Source organism: Secundilactobacillus collinoides DSM 20515 = JCM 1123 (genome assembly GCF_001435975.1).
Lineage (GTDB): Bacteria > Bacillota > Bacilli > Lactobacillales > Lactobacillaceae > Secundilactobacillus > Secundilactobacillus collinoides.
This window is the reverse complement of record NZ_AYYR01000052.1, coordinates 12,658-28,143: the sequence shown is the minus strand read 5'-3', so window position 1 is coordinate 28,143 and position 15,486 is coordinate 12,658. Positions and strand designations below refer to the sequence as shown.

General features: G+C 48.5%; 16 protein-coding genes. 15 read left to right on the top strand and 1 reads right to left on the bottom strand.

All coding sequences use genetic code 11. The features are described from left to right. Positions 1–571: 571 nt before the first annotated feature. Positions 572–1,699: a HoxN/HupN/NixA family nickel/cobalt transporter gene (locus FC82_RS08820; protein ID WP_235809203.1), complete on the top strand. Its 1,128-nt coding sequence runs from the start codon at positions 572–574 to the stop codon at positions 1,697–1,699. Positions 1,700–1,933: 234 nt separating this feature from the next. Here FC82_RS08820 and FC82_RS08815 read toward each other — a convergent pair whose 3' ends face one another. After that, the gene (locus FC82_RS08815) at positions 1,934–2,497 is read right to left on the bottom strand and encodes a cob(I)yrinic acid a,c-diamide adenosyltransferase (protein ID WP_054762220.1); all 564 of its coding nucleotides are present in this window, start codon (positions 2,495–2,497) and stop codon (positions 1,934–1,936) included. A 499-nt stretch (positions 2,498–2,996) separates the two neighbouring features. Here FC82_RS08815 and FC82_RS08810 point away from each other — a divergent pair, with 499 nt between their 5' ends. The 14 genes from FC82_RS08810 to FC82_RS08745 all read left to right on the top strand — a co-directional run bounded on the left by FC82_RS08810 (position 2,997) and on the right by FC82_RS08745 (position 15,486). Next, positions 2,997–3,506, top strand: coding sequence for an ECF transporter S component (locus FC82_RS08810; protein ID WP_054762218.1), 510 nt, complete (start codon positions 2,997–2,999; stop codon positions 3,504–3,506). A 1-nt stretch (position 3,507) separates the two neighbouring features. After that, the gene (gene cobD / locus FC82_RS08805; RefSeq protein WP_054762216.1) at positions 3,508–4,578 is read left to right on the top strand and encodes a threonine-phosphate decarboxylase CobD; all 1,071 of its coding nucleotides are present in this window, start codon (positions 3,508–3,510) and stop codon (positions 4,576–4,578) included. A 26-nt stretch (positions 4,579–4,604) separates the two neighbouring features. Continuing rightward, positions 4,605–5,981 carry a cobyrinic acid a,c-diamide synthase CobB gene (locus FC82_RS08800; protein WP_056996784.1) on the top strand — a complete coding sequence of 459 codons (1,377 nt, stop codon included), beginning with the start codon at positions 4,605–4,607 and terminating at the stop codon, positions 5,979–5,981. Beyond that, positions 5,968–6,942, top strand: coding sequence for an adenosylcobinamide-phosphate synthase CbiB (cbiB, locus tag FC82_RS08795; protein WP_056996783.1), 975 nt, complete (start codon positions 5,968–5,970; stop codon positions 6,940–6,942). The genes FC82_RS08800 and cbiB overlap by 14 nt, the downstream gene beginning before the upstream one ends. Then, a complete protein-coding gene (locus FC82_RS08790; protein ID WP_054762214.1) occupies positions 6,939–7,586 on the top strand; it encodes a cobalt-precorrin-8 methylmutase in 648 nt (215 codons plus the stop codon). The genes cbiB and FC82_RS08790 overlap by 4 nt, the downstream gene beginning before the upstream one ends. Positions 7,587–7,595: 9 nt before the next feature. Continuing rightward, positions 7,596–8,729: a cobalt-precorrin-5B (C(1))-methyltransferase CbiD gene (gene cbiD / locus FC82_RS08785; protein ID WP_054762212.1), complete on the top strand. Its 1,134-nt coding sequence runs from the start codon at positions 7,596–7,598 to the stop codon at positions 8,727–8,729. Beyond that, the gene (locus FC82_RS08780) at positions 8,726–9,325 is read left to right on the top strand and encodes a cobalt-precorrin-7 (C(5))-methyltransferase (RefSeq protein WP_056996782.1); all 600 of its coding nucleotides are present in this window, start codon (positions 8,726–8,728) and stop codon (positions 9,323–9,325) included. The genes cbiD and FC82_RS08780 overlap by 4 nt, the downstream gene beginning before the upstream one ends. Continuing rightward, the gene (locus FC82_RS08775; RefSeq protein WP_056996781.1) at positions 9,318–9,881 is read left to right on the top strand and encodes a decarboxylating cobalt-precorrin-6B (C(15))-methyltransferase; all 564 of its coding nucleotides are present in this window, start codon (positions 9,318–9,320) and stop codon (positions 9,879–9,881) included. Before FC82_RS08780 ends, FC82_RS08775 begins: the two co-directional genes overlap by 8 nt. 3 nt (positions 9,882–9,884) lie before the next feature. Further along, complete coding sequence (locus FC82_RS08770) at positions 9,885–10,658, top strand: cobalt-precorrin-4 methyltransferase (protein ID WP_056996780.1); 774 nt, start codon at positions 9,885–9,887, stop codon at positions 10,656–10,658. Beyond that, complete coding sequence (locus FC82_RS08765) at positions 10,645–11,709, top strand: cobalt-precorrin 5A hydrolase (RefSeq protein ID WP_054762210.1); 1,065 nt, start codon at positions 10,645–10,647, stop codon at positions 11,707–11,709. Before FC82_RS08770 ends, FC82_RS08765 begins: the two co-directional genes overlap by 14 nt. A 114-nt stretch (positions 11,710–11,823) precedes the next feature. Next, complete coding sequence (gene cobJ, locus FC82_RS08760; RefSeq protein WP_056996779.1) at positions 11,824–12,549, top strand: precorrin-3B C(17)-methyltransferase; 726 nt, start codon at positions 11,824–11,826, stop codon at positions 12,547–12,549. Then, positions 12,546–13,298, top strand: a complete 753-nt coding sequence (gene cobK, locus FC82_RS08755; protein WP_056996778.1) for a precorrin-6A reductase — start codon at positions 12,546–12,548, stop codon at positions 13,296–13,298. Before cobJ ends, cobK begins: the two co-directional genes overlap by 4 nt. Then, the gene (gene cobA / locus FC82_RS08750; RefSeq protein ID WP_056996777.1) at positions 13,295–14,695 is read left to right on the top strand and encodes a uroporphyrinogen-III C-methyltransferase; all 1,401 of its coding nucleotides are present in this window, start codon (positions 13,295–13,297) and stop codon (positions 14,693–14,695) included. The genes cobK and cobA overlap by 4 nt, the downstream gene beginning before the upstream one ends. Then, the gene (locus FC82_RS08745; RefSeq protein ID WP_054762208.1) at positions 14,692–15,486 is read left to right on the top strand and encodes a sirohydrochlorin cobaltochelatase; all 795 of its coding nucleotides are present in this window, start codon (positions 14,692–14,694) and stop codon (positions 15,484–15,486) included. Before cobA ends, FC82_RS08745 begins: the two co-directional genes overlap by 4 nt.

Here is a 15,486-nt window from a genome sequence, read left to right as displayed (position 1 = left end):
TGTCTAGTCTGAAAGGTCTAGTTGATTAGTGTTGCACTTGAATTTTAAACTGGGCCTTATTTTTTTCGTATTACTCGTTTCACTACATTTTATTAAATAGGGCCGCGTCTTAAAAAAATAAATGAGAACTTGTTTCTTTGAAAAATATTGCTTAAAAGTCTAACTTGACAACGATTATGTAGATTTTTGGCTGGTATGGACAAGCTCCGACATTACCTTTAAAAGCCAATAATTTCTTGTTAAATAGCAATAAATGGGCACACCACTATCAATATTTTGTCTGAAAAGCTACAAAATACTGACATCAGTTATAACTAATACTGGTAAAGCCAAGAATACCTAGTTGAAAACGCTTTAGTTACTGTGCTAATAAAGTTATAGAAAACTGAATTTCAACGAGAAATCGACAGGTACAAAATAATCGTGACATCCGGTGGTACATTGAACCTGTTTAAAAGGCTGTTCAATTAAAGGCGTTATTGACTCTTATGAATTTAATAACAGTCTTGACAGTCAACACTACGAGGTATCGGAAGGACAATATTCCGATGCCGTCTTGGAGGTCTCAATCTTGGAAACAAAGGTGACTCATTATCCACTTAAACCGGATGTGATAAAATTCGGCGGCTACGTGCTCTTTTTATTCGTTGTTGGTTGGGGATTGGTTTTTACCTATCTTAACCGCTACCCGTCGTTACTGGCGATGGCTTTCATATCCTTTACTTTTGGACTGCAGCATGCGTTTGATGTTGATCACATTACTGCCATTGATAATATGACGCGAAAACTCGTAAATGATGGCAAAAACACACATGGTGTCGGTTTCTTCTTCTCATTTGGACATTCATTAGTCGTGGTCATTATGGCTTTACTGACGATTTTCTTTGTTGAATGGTCAAAAAATCAACTCCCAAAATTTCAGGATGTTGGTGGGGTTTTCGGCACGCTATTTGCTGGTTTTATGCTGCTGTTGCTTGGAACGATTAACCTGTTTATCTTGGTTGGTATTTGGAAGTCGTTCAAAGCAATTAGTCATGGTGATTTTTCGAGTGCAAGAGCCTCAACTGATACTCGAATCTTCAGAACGTTTAAAAAAGGTCTCAACATCATTAACCATAACTGGCAAGTTATCTGTGTCGGCTTCTTGTTTGGCCTTGGGTTTGATACCGCAACACAAATTGCTGTGTTGGCCACCTCTGCGGTTGCCACTAGTAAAGGCATTCCTTGGTTTGCCGTGTTCTCTTTTCCAATCCTATTCACCTCTGGGATGTGCTTAATGGATACCAGTGACGGTTTGTTTATGAGTACTGCATATAGCTGGGTCTTCTCGTCTCCATTTCGGAAGGTATATTACAACCTTGCGTTGACTGGTTTGTCGGTGACTGCGGCGTTTTTTGTTGGTATCGTGGATGTCTTACAGGCCATTGGCGGTTATCTTAAGTGGAATAATCCAATTATCAAATTTGCTGAAGCACTGAACTTTAACATTTTAGGGATTTCCTTAGTCATTTTGTTTGCTATTACGTGGACAGCTGCGTTAATTTTTTGGCGGGTCTTTGACCTCAAAGAAAAGGATGCGGCCGTTGTTGCTGCAGAAAAGAAACAAGAAGCAGCTTTTGAAAAAATGAACGTCACCGAAAGTACGGTGCATGTTAATCAACAAAATCATCAGTCTGGGCACGAAAAGAGCTTAGGCTAATTATGAATGAAAAACCAAGTTATTCTCTGAATATAAAAAAGACGCCCTTTGACTGCCATATTGTGGCAATTGAAGGGCGCCTTTTCGAATGGGCAACATCAGCGTAACGCCGTCAGTCAAATCACAATGCCAAGCTTAAACGTCAGCGAATCTAGTATGGGTCAATTAATGGCATTACCGGCTTGGTGTGAAAAGGCGTGCCCCCGTTTCAATGATCAATCAAGAAATCCGTTTTTACCGAAAGACCGGCTTGCTGTTCCGATATAAAACATCTTCATTGTGTCCGAGCATGTTAGCATAGCGGGCAGTAGCAAAGAAATAGTCAGATAACCGGTTGATAAAAATCAGCACATCCTTGTTGATTGCATCTTCACCTTGAAGCGTCACGATATGGCGTTCGGCCCGGCGCGTAATTGTCCGGGCAACATGTAGTGCTGAGGCGGGTTGGTTGCCACCTGGTAGGATGAATTTTTTCACTGCAGGAACAGCCTCAGTGTAGGTATCGATTTTTCCTTCAAGCCACTGTACAGAATCAGCGTTAAAAATGAAGTCGCGTTTCGGGTCATCGTTCAACGTTGCAAGGTCAGTGCCGGCATCAAACAATAACTGTTGAATCTCTTCCAGCTCTTCTTTTAGAATTGCAGTTTCTGGAGTCAGCACCGAGATCGTGTAACCGACCCAGGAATTTAATTCGTCGACGGTGCCGTAGGATTCAACACGGGCGTCATCCTTATCAACGATTTTCTTGCCAATAATCCGGGTCTGGCCTTTGTCGCCCTTTTTCGTGTAGATTTTCATACTGAACCTCCTAAAAATAGAATAAAGTTACTTTTATCCATTGTACATAAAATAACCTTAAAAAGCGGATTCTGAGACAGATATAATAAAAGCTGTTCTGACGGCATTTAAGCAGTTTTTTAAGTGAAAGTTGCCATCTTTGGCAAAATGATGGCATTCAATTCGCAATAACGTCAAAATAGTTTCGTTACCGCGAGAATTTGTCATAAAAACGGTTCCAAAAATCAACCACTCAAAACAAATTGTAACAGAAACTCAGCTACTGTCGGCGTTCTTATTTTTAAAGCGTGAAAATGTCTAACAAAATTTTATCATTCACAAATAAATAACTACTATTTTGAAGACCTGCTTGAATTGCCACAAATAAATTGTTAGCTGAATCACAAGTCGTTGAAATGAAGGGGGGCACCTATTATATTTTTAATAGGAGTCGATTAGAACATTTTGTAAGCGCCATCATTTTATTTTTTCATTATATACGGAAAGACAGGTTATTCATATGGGTGATTCAGTCAGATTAAAAAGAATTGTTTTAGCTGCCATGTTACTGGCTCTGTGTGTGGTTGGGGCAAACATTAAAATTATGGGGTCGATCGCGTTTGACTCCATGCCGGCGTTTCTCGGTGCTATTCTATTAGGACCGTGGTTTGGCGCATTCTTAGGGGTCTTCGGGCACTTGACTTCAGCTGCACTTTCCGGGTTTCCACTAACACTGCCCGTTCATCTTGTTGTCGGCTTCATGATGGGCGTCTGCATGTTTGTGTTTGGCTGGATTCGGCAAAAATTCGGTAAAGACAAGTTTGGCATTATTTTGTTGTCCGATATTGTCGGTTATATCATCAACACCCCGTTGGAGGTGCCATTGCTGTATCCGCTGCTGAAGGGTGCCATCTTCGCGTTGTTTGTCCCACTGACAGTGGCAACCATTTTCAACATCGTCATCGCAGAAATTATCTACGCCTTTTTACCAAAGAACATGAAGCACGCCAGCTTCTTAAGGAGTAATTAATATGAAAGTCACACATGGCGGTAATCGTGAATTGATTGCCAAAAAAATTGGTGTTTCAGAGGACCAGTTGGTGGATTTCAGCGCCAATATTAATCCCCTGGGGCTGTCATCTCGGCTCAAACAGGTCATTACGGATGCAGTGGCCGAAGTGATCTACTACCCAAACCCACAGTATCCAGAACTACGCGCGGCAATCGGCAGTCACTTTAATCTGCCAAGCAGCGATGTCTTCGTTGGTAACGGCGCGGTTCAGATGATATTTGACACGGCCACCGCGCTACAGTCAAAGCATGCGCTGGTGCTGGCACCGACGTTTGGCGAGTACGAACGCTCACTGACAAGGGCAGGGGCTGCGGTCTCACATTTCGAACTGAAACCGGAAAATGATTTTCAGGTTCCCGTCCATGATTTATTGGCCCATCTGGAGGTACACCCGGATATCGATCTGGTGTGCCTGTGCAACCCCAATAACCCGAGTGGACAGGTCGTTAAACCAGTCGACGTTCAGCAACTGGCTGATTACTGCCTGGGCCACGATGTGTGGTTGATTCTTGATGAAGCGTTTATGGATCTGATCGACCACGATTCACTTAGTTACGCGGGACTAATGAAACCCACGGATCCCGTGATTATTCTGCGGTCGGCCACTAAGTTTTTCGCGATCCCAGGGTTGCGGCTGGGCTTCGCTCTGACGCGCAATGAACGGCTAAAACAATGCTTAGTCGATGCCCAGGAACCCTGGTCGGTTAATACCATGGCCGCCCGGTTCGGTGAGCACATGTACGAGGATACCGACTACATTGACCGGACGTATGACTGGCTAACAGCAGAAAAACCATATTTGTATCAGGCGTTAAAGACAATTACTTACTTAACGGTTTATCCATCGGTTACAAACTATTACTTATTAAAAAGTACCATTCCAAAATTACGTGAAAAACTGTGGCAGCAAGGCATCATGATCCGTGACTGTTCCGACTATGTTGCTCTGAGCCCAGATTATTACCGGGTGGCAGTTCGCGGCCACAATGAAAACATGCAGTTGATTGCTGCACTGCACTCGTTGGCATAAAGAATCTAGACGAAGGGACTGGTTTGATGAAAAAGATAATGATTGCCGGGGCGACGAGTGGTTCAGGCAAAACCAGCGTGACGTTGGGGATTCTAGCAGCTCTGAGTGATTCGCTGCAGATTCAGCCGTATAAGATCGGTCCAGACTACGTGGACACCAAGTTTCATTCGCGGATCACGGGTCGCCAGTCACGCAACATTGACAGTTTCCTCGTCCCTGATGTCAGCACGCTGAAGTATTTATTTGAACGCGACACCGACAGTGTGGACCTTGGATTAGTCGAAGGGGTCATGGGTCTCTATGATGGCCTGGGCACGGATAAGGACGCCCATTCCTCGTCAAGCATTGCTAAAGCGCTCGACATTCCCGTTGTACTGGTCGTCAATGGCCGTTCAGCGTCAACCTCGATTGCGGCAATTGTGAAGGGATTTCTCGAATTTGACCCCGCGGTGCCAATTGTTGGTGTCGTGGTCAATAATGTGATGAGTCAGAATCACTTTGAATTGATCAAGGGCGCCATCGAGCGGTACGTTGACGTGACCGTCCTCGGTTACCTGCCCTTTAACAAAGAATTATCGCTGCCGTCCCGTCAATTAGGTTTGGTACCCGATAACGAACTGCCGACTGTTGATTCAAAGATTGCTGAGCTGGGCAAACTGGCCAAGGCGCACATTGATCTGCACCAGCTGCTCACATTAGCTGGTACTAGCGTTGATGCACACTTGCCATCACCAATCGTGACCCAGCAGGTGGACCTGACGCTGGGAATTGCAAAAGACGATGCGTTTAATTTTTACTATCAGGATAATCTTGCTGCATTAAGAGAAGCTGGCGTCACCCTGAAAGCGTTCAGCCCAATCGCCGACAAAAAGTTGCCGGAAGAAATCGACGCACTGTATCTGGGCGGGGGTTATCCGGAAGAATTTGCGGCAGCACTCTCAGCCAACACCGCGATGAAACAAGCAGTTCGCGACTTTTCATTAGCCGGCCGATCCATTTACGCGGAGTGCGGCGGCTTGATGTATCTGGGCAACCGACTGACAACTGACATCGGCACCTTTGACATGGTGGGCTTACTGGACGGCGACAGCAAAATGACCCCGCGGCTGAAACGATTTGGATACTGTGATGCAACACCGGTGGTCGATACGATTATTGGCGCTGCTGGCACCCAATTAGTCGGCCATGAATTTCACCATTCGGTTTTTACAGCAAACGCGGGTCTTGAACCGGTGCTCCGGATGCAAAAAATCCGGGACGGTGTGGTGGCGGATGAATGGACGGGCGGTTACCAAGTTCGGCAAACATTTGCCAGTTACCTGCACGTTCATTTTTACCAAAGCAAAGCCGTTTTCAACGGGTTGCTGGACCGGTTAGGAGCACGTGCCCATGCAAGTCATTAGTATGATTGCTATTGGGTTTGTTTTGGACCTGCTTTTGGGCGATCCTCCAACTTGGCCGCACCCAGTAAAGCTGATTGGGCACGCCATTGCCGGGCTGACCCGCTGGTGGAACAAACCAAGTTTCTCACCACTTGCGCGCAGAGTATTAGGTGCGTTAATGTGGCTGGTCATTGTCGGCGGCGCTTGGCTGATCACGTTTGGTCTGATGCAACTGACACGTCCGCTTCCTTGGCTGCAATTTATCGTTGGCACTTATCTCTGCTACACGTGCCTGTCCATCAAAGGGCTGTCGATTGAAAGCCGCAAGATCATGCACAGTTTAAAACAGAACGATCTTAAAAAAGCCCGCTACCAGGTGGGGATGATTGTCGGCCGTGATACCGATCAATTGTCTGCCGAGGACGTGTGCAAAGCGACCATTGAAACGGATGCTGAAAACACTAGCGACGGGGTGATTGCCCCGCTGATCTATCTGGCAATTGGCGGTCCAGCACTTGGACTGGCTTATAAAGCTGTTAATACACTAGATTCCATGGTCGGTTACAAGAATGAACAATACGGCGATATCGGGCTGGTTCCGGCTAAATTGGACGACTTGTTCAACTACATTCCGGCCCGCATCACGTGGTGCTTACTCATGCTGGCGACTGCGCTGCTGCGGTTTGACGTTCACAATGCCCTGGTCGTTGGCCGGCGGGATCGCGAACACCATCGCAGCCCCAACAGCGGCTTCTCTGAGTCCGTGGTAGCTGGCGCGTTAAATCTGCGGTTAGGCGGCCCGCACTACTACTTCGGCGAAATCGTGGACAAACCATTCATTGGGAACCAGGATGCGGTGACAGCCGACTTTAGCGCTATTCGCAACACATTGAAACTTGTTTATCTGGTGGCGGTCATCGGTCTGATTCTAGTCTGCGCCTGTCGCTTCGCATTTCTAATCATTGGAGGATTTACTGTATGAGCGATTACATTACGATTCCAAATCAAATTACGGATAAAAGCTTTGAAATGATTCAGGACGAAATTGATAAAATTGATCCAAATTACAAATTTAATTCAGCAATTGAGGAAGCCACAATTAAGCGAGCAATTCATACAACAGCTGATTTTGACTACCTTCAAAATTTAAAATTTACTCACGATGCGATTACGAAGATCGCCCACGTGATGCAAAACGGTGGCACGATTTTTACCGATACCACCATGGCATTGGCGGGAATGAACAAACGTAAACTGGACGCTATCGGCTGTCATTACCACTGCTACATTAGTGAACCAGAGGTGTTTGCCCGGGCTAAAGAACGCGGTATTACCCGTTCTATGGCGGCCATTGAGGTGGCGGCGGAAGTACCAACGGAAAAAGTTTTCGTCGTTGGCAACGCGCCAACTGCCCTGTACAAAATTTTGGAAATGACCAAGGCCGGCAAATTATCACCGGACGCCGTAATTGGGGTTCCTGTCGGTTTTGTGGAGGCTGCTGAAAGTAAGCAGGCACTCTACGAAAGTGATGTTCCAGCCATTGTTGCCCTTGGCAGAAAAGGCGGCAGCAACCTCGCCGCTGCGATGGTTAACGCGGTGTTGTACAACTTGGATCTTGTGAAGTAGGTGACAGTGATGTCAGAACAAGAAGATAAGTACGTGTATTACAACGGTCGTAAGTTACGGAAGGGGTACACAACTGGTACGACGGCGACGGCAGCGTCAGTGGCCGCAGCAAAGGCCATTCTTGAGCAAAAGGACCAGGCGGTGGTCAAAGTTAACGCGGCCAACGGGACGCCGGTTCAGTTTGACGTTCAGGACTGTACCTTTGACCGCAACCACGCTAGCGTTGCCATTCAAAAGGATGGTGGCGATGACCAGGATGCCACGGACGGGATGCTGATCTATTCAACGGTCACGTTGCGCAGTGACCACACCATTACACTTGACGGTGGTGAAGGTATCGGCCGAGTGACACAGGATGGTCTGGCAAACAAGCCAGGTATGCCGGCCATTAACCCGACACCCTACAAATTGATCCAAGAGGGTGTGCGAACCATTATTGGTCCCGACCGTGGCGCCGACATTATCATTTCAGCACCAGAGGGCGAGCGTGTTGCCAAGCTGACCTACAATCCGAAACTGGGCATCGTTGGCGGCATTTCCATTCTGGGCACCAGCGGTATCGTCACACCGATGTCAGAAGAATCATGGAAGCATTCCATTTCGATTGAAATGAACATCCACCGTAAGCGCGGTGACACGGCATTGATTCTAACCCCCGGCAACTACGGGGAAGATTTCTTGAAAGATGAGATGCATATTCCGGTCACCAAGCAGGTGCAGATGAGCAACTTTGTCGGGTATGTCTTGAAGGAAGTCCAGCGATTGGGCTTTACGAAAGTCCTTATGGTAGGTGACCTGGGTAAAATGATCAAGGTTTCTGGCGGCATCTTTTCGACCCACAGTAAGGACGCGGATGCCAGGGCAGAGATTATGGTTGCCAACCTCGCACTAATGGGGGCACCGCTGGACCTGATGAAAAACGTTTACGGGTGTTTAACGACCATCACGATGATCAAATTGATCAATGAAGCCGGCTATCAGGACGTGTATCAGATGATTGTCGACAAGATCAAGGGCCGGTCCGAAAAATTACTGGCACATAAGACGCCCAAGGTCGAAATCGACGCGGTCATTTTCTCACGGGACACTGGTTTTCTGGCGGCGACTAAGCCACTTAAAGAAATTGAGGCGGATTGGCAATGATAACTGTTTTAGGAATTGGTCCGGGAAGTCCCAATTTGAGGTTGCAAGGAACGGATGCAATCATTACAAAAGCAGAGCTGGTGATTGGTTCAGACCGGCAGTTGGCCGAGTTTGACATTCCAGCTGAGAAACAGTTGGTGCTGCCAAAGTTAGAAGTCCTCAAAAAACTGCTGGCAGAGCAGCACGACCAAAACGTGGTATTGCTGGCATCCGGGGACCCGTTGCTTTACGGCATCGGCAGCTGGACACTGCGACAGTTCGGCAGTGATTGCGTGACAATTGTGCCAGGCATCAGTTCCATTCAGTACATGTTTCACCAGGTGGGGCTTGCCATGAACGACACGTACCTTACTAGCAGTCACGGCCGACTGCCCGACTTTGATTTCTTGTTGGCACATAAAACGGTTGGTATGGTGACGGATGATGAAATCGGCCCTTACCAAATTGCACAAGAGGTCTTGAAACGCCATCAGCACCGTACCATTTACATTGGTGAGCAGTTAAGCTACCCGGAAGAAAAAATCAGTCAGCTGGCTCCAGAACAGGTCGAGAACCAAAAATACAATATGAACGTGGTGATTATAACAAATGCGTGATGAAGACTTTTTACGGACTAAAGTGCCCATGACAAAATCAGAAGTGCGGGCAATCAGCTTGGATAAACTCCAATTGCAGGGCAAGACATCATTTCTCGATATCGGTTCCGGCACCGGCAGTGTCAGCTTACAAGCGGCACTGGAATTCCCAGAACTAAGGGTAACCGCAATCGAAAAGAATGATGACGCCATTGCCATCATGCATGACAACATGGTGCACTTTAAGACAACCAACATTAATCTGATACAGGGTGAAGCCCCAACCGACATTCCTGACCAGCAATACGATGCCATCTTTGTCGGTGGCAGCGGTGCTAATTTGACCGCCATCATCGACTTTGCTTTGGCACATTTAGCAGTTGGCGGTGCGCTGGTACTGAACTTTATTTTGCAAGAGAATGCGTTAGAAACGTTCCAATACCTTCAAACAGTCGATGCGGCTGACCTTGAAATGGTTGAAACGCGGATCGCAAAGTGGCACGCCCTCGGCAAAGGCCACTTCTTTAAACCCCAAAATCCGACACTCATTGTGAGTGCCATCAGAAAGGTAAGATAAATTATGACAATTGTAAGTTTTGTAGGCGCAGGCCCTGGTGACAAAGATTTGATTACATTGAAGGGGTATCGGCGATTGGCTGAGGCGGACGTGATTATTTATGCCGGCTCGCTGGTTAATCCGGAATTGCTCGACTACTGCAAAGAAGGTGCCGAAAAAGATGACAGTGCCAGCATGACACTGGAAGACATCATTTCTAAGATGCAGGAGGCCGTTGCCGCTGATAAAACGGTGGTCCGTCTGCAGACTGGCGACTTTTCAATTTATGGCTCAATCCGCGAACAAATTGAAGAGTTGAAGAAGTTAGATATTGGCTACGAATGTATTCCTGGTGTCAGCTCATTCCTAGGGGCAGCCTCGAGCATGGGTGTGGAATACACCGTTCCAGAAGTTTCCCAAAGTGTCATCATCACACGGATGGCGGGCCGGACACCAGTGCCCGACAGCGAATCTCTGGAAAAACTTGCTAGTCACCACACCTCAATGGTCATTTTCTTGTCCGTTCAGGGTGTCGGCAAGGTGGTACGTGAACTGTTAGCTGGCGGCTACAAAGAAACGACACCGGCAGCCGTTATCTACAAAGCTACCTGGCCGGATGAAAAAATGGTCAAGGGAACCTTGGCCGACATTGCGATGAAGGTCAAAGAAGCCGGCATCCGTCGAACCGCTCTCATCATGGTCGGGGATTTCTTAGGCGATGAATACAGCTACTCGAAACTCTACGATGCCACCTTTACCCACACTTATCGTAAGGGCATCAAAAATGCTAAAAAGTAACCAGCCACAACTTGGCATTATTGCCCTGACCAGCCAGGGCGCGCTTTTAGCTCGCCGTATTGGCGAGTTGATGCACGGCAACGTTTTTCTGCCGGAACGATTTGCTGCACCAGGTGAGCAGTCGTTTGGCAAGAGCCAGTTTACGACCACGTGTCAACGACTGTTTCACGAAATGGACGGTGTGATTTGCATCATGGCCACGGGCATCGTGGTCCGAACGATAGCACCGCTGATTCAAGACAAGACTGTGGATCCGGCCGTATTGGTCGTTGATGAACGGGCCAACCACGTGATCAGCTTACTTTCCGGTCATGTTGGCGGGGCGAATGCGTGGACGACACAGCTCGCAAAATTGCTGAAATCGGATCCCGTCATCACGACTGCAACGGACACGGAACACGTTCAGGCACTGGACACCTTGGCACAACGTGTTGACGGCTGGTACCCAGACTTCAAGGCGAATACCAAGTTCTATAACAGCCGACTCGCCGCTGGTGACCCAGTTGATCTTTGGCTGGACCCAGATTTTGAAACCGCATTTTCAGACCTGAGCGGGTTTCGACAATTGTCCACGCTTGCGGATGCCACGACTGAGGTGCCGCTGGTCATCGTTTCTGACAAGGTCAACTTTGATAAGCAGCCTAACAGCGTTCAGGTGATTCCCCGGGTCAATGCCTTAGGAATCGGCTGTCGTAAGGACGTGACCTTCGCCATGATGCAAACTGCATTTACCCAGTTTTGTATCGAGCATCAACTTGCGTGGCGTTCAGTTTGCGCGCTCGGCTCCATCACAAAAAAACAGCATGAAGGCGCGATCCATTATCTAGCTGATACGCTAAACGTCCCCGTGACGTTCTACTCGGCTGAAGCCTTACAACCAGCTAGTGCGCATTATCCGCAATCAGCTTTCGTTGCTAAGACTGTGGGCGTGGGAAACGTTGCCAGTGCGGCTGCGGAAACCTTAACTGGGCAGCCGACCGTCACCGACCGCTTTGCGTGCGATGAGATTACGATTGCGATGAGCCGAAAGTCGTTTCACCCATCACGATAGCGCCATCTTAACGCTGCGTTCAGCTGGCCGTGACGAAAGCTTCAAATGTAGCCAACCTGCCAAATTAAGGCAGCGCAGCAAATCATTCAAACAACTCAAAAGGAGTTCACTCATATGTTATATATCGTCGGGCTAGGCCCCGGTTCAAAAGACTTAATGACACAGGAAGCATTGGACGTCATCGAAAAAACAGACACCATCGTCGGGTACGTCACCTATGTCCACTTGGTTGAAGACATGCTGAAGGGCAAGGAACTTGTTGTGACCGGCATGCGAGGCGAAATTGATCGTTGTAAAAAGGCCATTGAAATTGCTGAGACGGGTAAGGACGTCGCCATCATTTCCAGCGGAGATGCCGGCATTTATGGTATGGCCGGGCTGGTTCTCGAACTTGCTTCCAAGGCGGACCAGCACATTGACGTGAAGGTCGTGCCAGGCGTAACCGCAAGTATCGGCGCAGCCGCAGCTTTGGGTGCACCGCTGATGAATGATTTTTGCCACATCAGTTTAAGCGACTTGATGACACCCTGGGATGTTATTAAGGAACGGGTGGACGCTGCTGCTAAAGCCGACTTTGTCATTTGCCTGTACAATCCGCGCAGCAAGGGTCGGCCAAACAACTTACACGAGGCCCTTGATATCATTTTGAAATACAAGTCGGCGGACACCGTTGTCGGGATCGGGAAGGATGTTGCCCGCAAGAAGGAAATTGAAAAAGTGACCACGATCAAAGATTTGGACGAAGAGGAGATCAACATGACCACCATCGTTATTGTAGGGAACAAGAACACCTACGTAGCAGACGGCCGCATGGTTACGCCTCGCGGGTATACGTTGTGATCTTGTTACTTGGCGGAACCAGTGAAAGTCTGGATGTCGCTGATTATTTAACAAAGGCTAAAGCACCGTTCATCTTGTCGGTCACTACGGATTACGGTGCTGAGCTGGCAAGACCGCATGCTGTCCACGTCAGCGAACAGATTTTAACGCCGGCCACCTTTCACGATTTTTTCACCGCGCATCACATTACACTGATCATCGATGCCACGCATCCGTTTGCTAAGGTGATTTCAGGCACAGTGATGACGGCCGCCCATGCGGATCAGATTCGATACGTGCGTTTGGAGCGGGAAAACGGCTTGGCGGAAGACCCTAATTTGAAGCTATTTGACGACCTCGACGGCGTGGTTGATTTTCTGAAACCAACGACGGGGACGGTGTACTTGTCGACAGGTAGTAAAACGGCAGGTGAATATGCTGAAAAATTGGGGGTTACCCGGTTACATGTCCGGGTTCTGCCAACGGTGAAGGCAATCGGGTTACTGGATGACGCCGGCTTTGAAGCTGACCAGATCGATGCCGTCCGCGGACCGTTTAGCGAACAACTGAACATGGATTTGTTTGCTCGTTGCCAGGCGGTTGCTGTTGTCACGAAGGAATCTGGCCGTCGTGGCGGTGTGCAGGAAAAAATCGCTGCCTGTAAACAATTGAGTATCCCGTGTCTGGTGATTAAACGGCCGACGCTGAATTATCCGGAGCGCGCCGCAAGTTTATCTGAATTAAAGGTACTATTGGAGAAAACGCTATGAATGGTTTAGTCTCACTGATCGGCGCTGGTCCAGGTAACCCGGAATTGCTGACGTTACTGGGCAAACGTCGCCTTGAAGAAGCCGACGTTATTGTGTATGACCGGCTGGTAAACCCCGCAATGCTGTCACCGTTCGTGGCGGAAAAAATCGACGTCGGTAAGTTGCCGTTGCATCACAAGGTCAGTCAGTATCAGATCAACGATATGCTGGTTGACCTGTCCAAACAGGGCAAACGGGTTGTTCGGCTGAAAGCTGGTGACCCTTACGTGTTCGGACGCGGCGGCGAAGAGGGGCAGTACCTGAGTCAAAACAAAATTCCCTTTGAAGTTGTTCCAGGTCTGACCAGCGCCATTGCCGGGCTGGCAGCTGCCGGGATCCCCATCACCCACCGCGATTTTGCCTCAAGTTTTCACGTCATTACTGGGCATCGCAAGGCCAATGGGAAAGAGTTGGATTGGGAAAATATCGCGCACCAAGAAGGCACCATTGTTTTCCTGATGGGGATGGCCCAATTGCCAAACATCACGACGCAGTTAATAGCACACGGTATGGCCAGCGAGACACCAGTTGCTGTGGTGCAGTGGGCGACCCACTGGAAGCAGCGGTCGGTCTCCTCTGATTTGGCAAACATCGTCAAAACGGTCAACGAAATGCAGATTACGTCTCCCGCGTTGATCGTGGTCGGCGGCGTGGTTAAGCTGATGGGTGCGCTTCAGCCCCACCAGCCACTACAGGGCCTTCATTTCCTGATTCCCTATAAGCAGGATTCTAAGCTCTTTAACGCGCTTCAAGACGAAGGGGCAGCCGTCAACTTCTTTGATCGGCGGGTCAAGAAACCACTGGCGTTTGACCTGCCTGATTTTAACGCCGGCGGTACGCTGATCGTCACTGATTTTGCCGCCTTTCACTACTTTCAGGAACGTCTGCTGACCCTGGGTGTCGATAACCGGGCACTGACTAACTGGAAACTGGTGGCCTGCAACCACATCGTTAAATATCGGTTACAGGAAGATGGTTTGCTGGCAGATGAGTTGTACGACCCGAAGAAATTAGACTATCATCGGCCAGTCGTTTTCATTGGCGAACGGGTCGCACTTTCGACCTACAACGCCGCCATTAAGGCGGACTACATTGCCACTTACCAAAGTGAAACGGTTGATCAAAATATCGACCTTAACGATTTTCACGGTATCGTTTTTCCGAGCTCCGCTTCCGTGGCCGACCTTTACACCGGCTGTACCAGCGACGAACGCGAACTAATGAGCCATCTGCGCTGTTTTGCCATGGGTCAGACGGTCGCGGACGAATGTCAAAAATTAGGTTTAAAAAACGTCATCGCAGTGAAACCGAGCTACGACAACGTGATTCAAACGGTAAAGAAGGTCTTTTCACGATGAGTAAAACAGCATTGTTAATAGTCAGTTTCGGTACAACTTACCCTGAGACGCGCCACCAAACGATTGAAGCAACAGAGAATGCCTTTCGGGCAGCCTTTCCGGACGCTGACGTATTTCGGGCGTTTACATCGAAAATTGTCGTTTCCCGAATCAAGAAAAATGAAGGTATCACGATTGACTCACCACAGCAGGCGCTAACCAAGATCGTCGCTGCGGGCTATGACAAATTGTATGTGCAATCCCTGCATTTGATTCCCGGCATAGAGTTTCATCAGGTAGAGGCCGCTGTTCAACAAGTGGCCAGCAAATTCAAACGTGTTGTGTGCAGCCGACCGCTGCTCAACGATTTTGCGGATTACCAAGCAACGGTTGCCTTCTTAAAACGGATTGGCAGTCCGCTGGCAGCCGACGAAGCCGTTTTATTTATGGGTCATGGCACGGCCAACAGTGCGTTTACGGCATATGCTTGCCTTGACCACATGCTGATGGGCAGTCAGCACTTCATGGGGGCTGTAGAAAGCTATCCTGATATTCAATTTGAAATAAGTCGGCTCCAAGCGGCCGGTATTAAAAAGGTCAGACTGCAGCCCTTCATGTTAGTTGCCGGCAATCACGCCCACAACGACATGGCCTCAGAGGCGCCTGATTCCTGGCAAAGCCAGTTACAGCGAGCCGGTATTGAGGTTGACGCACAGCTGAAAGGCATGGGTGAATATCCCGAGATTCAACAGCAGTTTATCACACACCTCAAACGGCAATTAACAGCCACTGACGCGAAAGGCGGGATGTAA

Excerpts from the sequence above, each read along its gene's own strand:
- cobJ (WP_056996779.1), top strand. The coding sequence starts at position 11,824 with ATGTTATATATCGTCGGGCTAGGCCCCGGTTCAAAAGACTTAATGACA.
- FC82_RS08765 (WP_054762210.1), top strand. The coding sequence starts at position 10,645 with ATGCTAAAAAGTAACCAGCCACAACTTGGCATTATTGCCCTGACCAGC.
- FC82_RS08775 (WP_056996781.1), top strand. The coding sequence starts at position 9,318 with ATGCGTGATGAAGACTTTTTACGGACTAAAGTGCCCATGACAAAATCA.
- FC82_RS08770 (WP_056996780.1), top strand. The coding sequence starts at position 9,885 with ATGACAATTGTAAGTTTTGTAGGCGCAGGCCCTGGTGACAAAGATTTG.
- FC82_RS08815 (WP_054762220.1), bottom strand. The coding sequence starts at position 2,497 with ATGAAAATCTACACGAAAAAGGGCGACAAAGGCCAGACCCGGATTATT.
- cbiB (WP_056996783.1), top strand. The coding sequence starts at position 5,968 with ATGCAAGTCATTAGTATGATTGCTATTGGGTTTGTTTTGGACCTGCTT.
- FC82_RS08780 (WP_056996782.1), top strand. The coding sequence starts at position 8,726 with ATGATAACTGTTTTAGGAATTGGTCCGGGAAGTCCCAATTTGAGGTTG.
- cobD (WP_054762216.1), top strand. The coding sequence starts at position 3,508 with ATGAAAGTCACACATGGCGGTAATCGTGAATTGATTGCCAAAAAAATT.
- FC82_RS08790 (WP_054762214.1), top strand. The coding sequence starts at position 6,939 with ATGAGCGATTACATTACGATTCCAAATCAAATTACGGATAAAAGCTTT.
- cbiD (WP_054762212.1), top strand. The coding sequence starts at position 7,596 with ATGTCAGAACAAGAAGATAAGTACGTGTATTACAACGGTCGTAAGTTA.
- FC82_RS08800 (WP_056996784.1), top strand. The coding sequence starts at position 4,605 with ATGAAAAAGATAATGATTGCCGGGGCGACGAGTGGTTCAGGCAAAACC.
- FC82_RS08810 (WP_054762218.1), top strand. The coding sequence starts at position 2,997 with ATGGGTGATTCAGTCAGATTAAAAAGAATTGTTTTAGCTGCCATGTTA.
- FC82_RS08745 (WP_054762208.1), top strand. The coding sequence starts at position 14,692 with ATGAGTAAAACAGCATTGTTAATAGTCAGTTTCGGTACAACTTACCCT.
- cobA (WP_056996777.1), top strand. The coding sequence starts at position 13,295 with ATGAATGGTTTAGTCTCACTGATCGGCGCTGGTCCAGGTAACCCGGAA.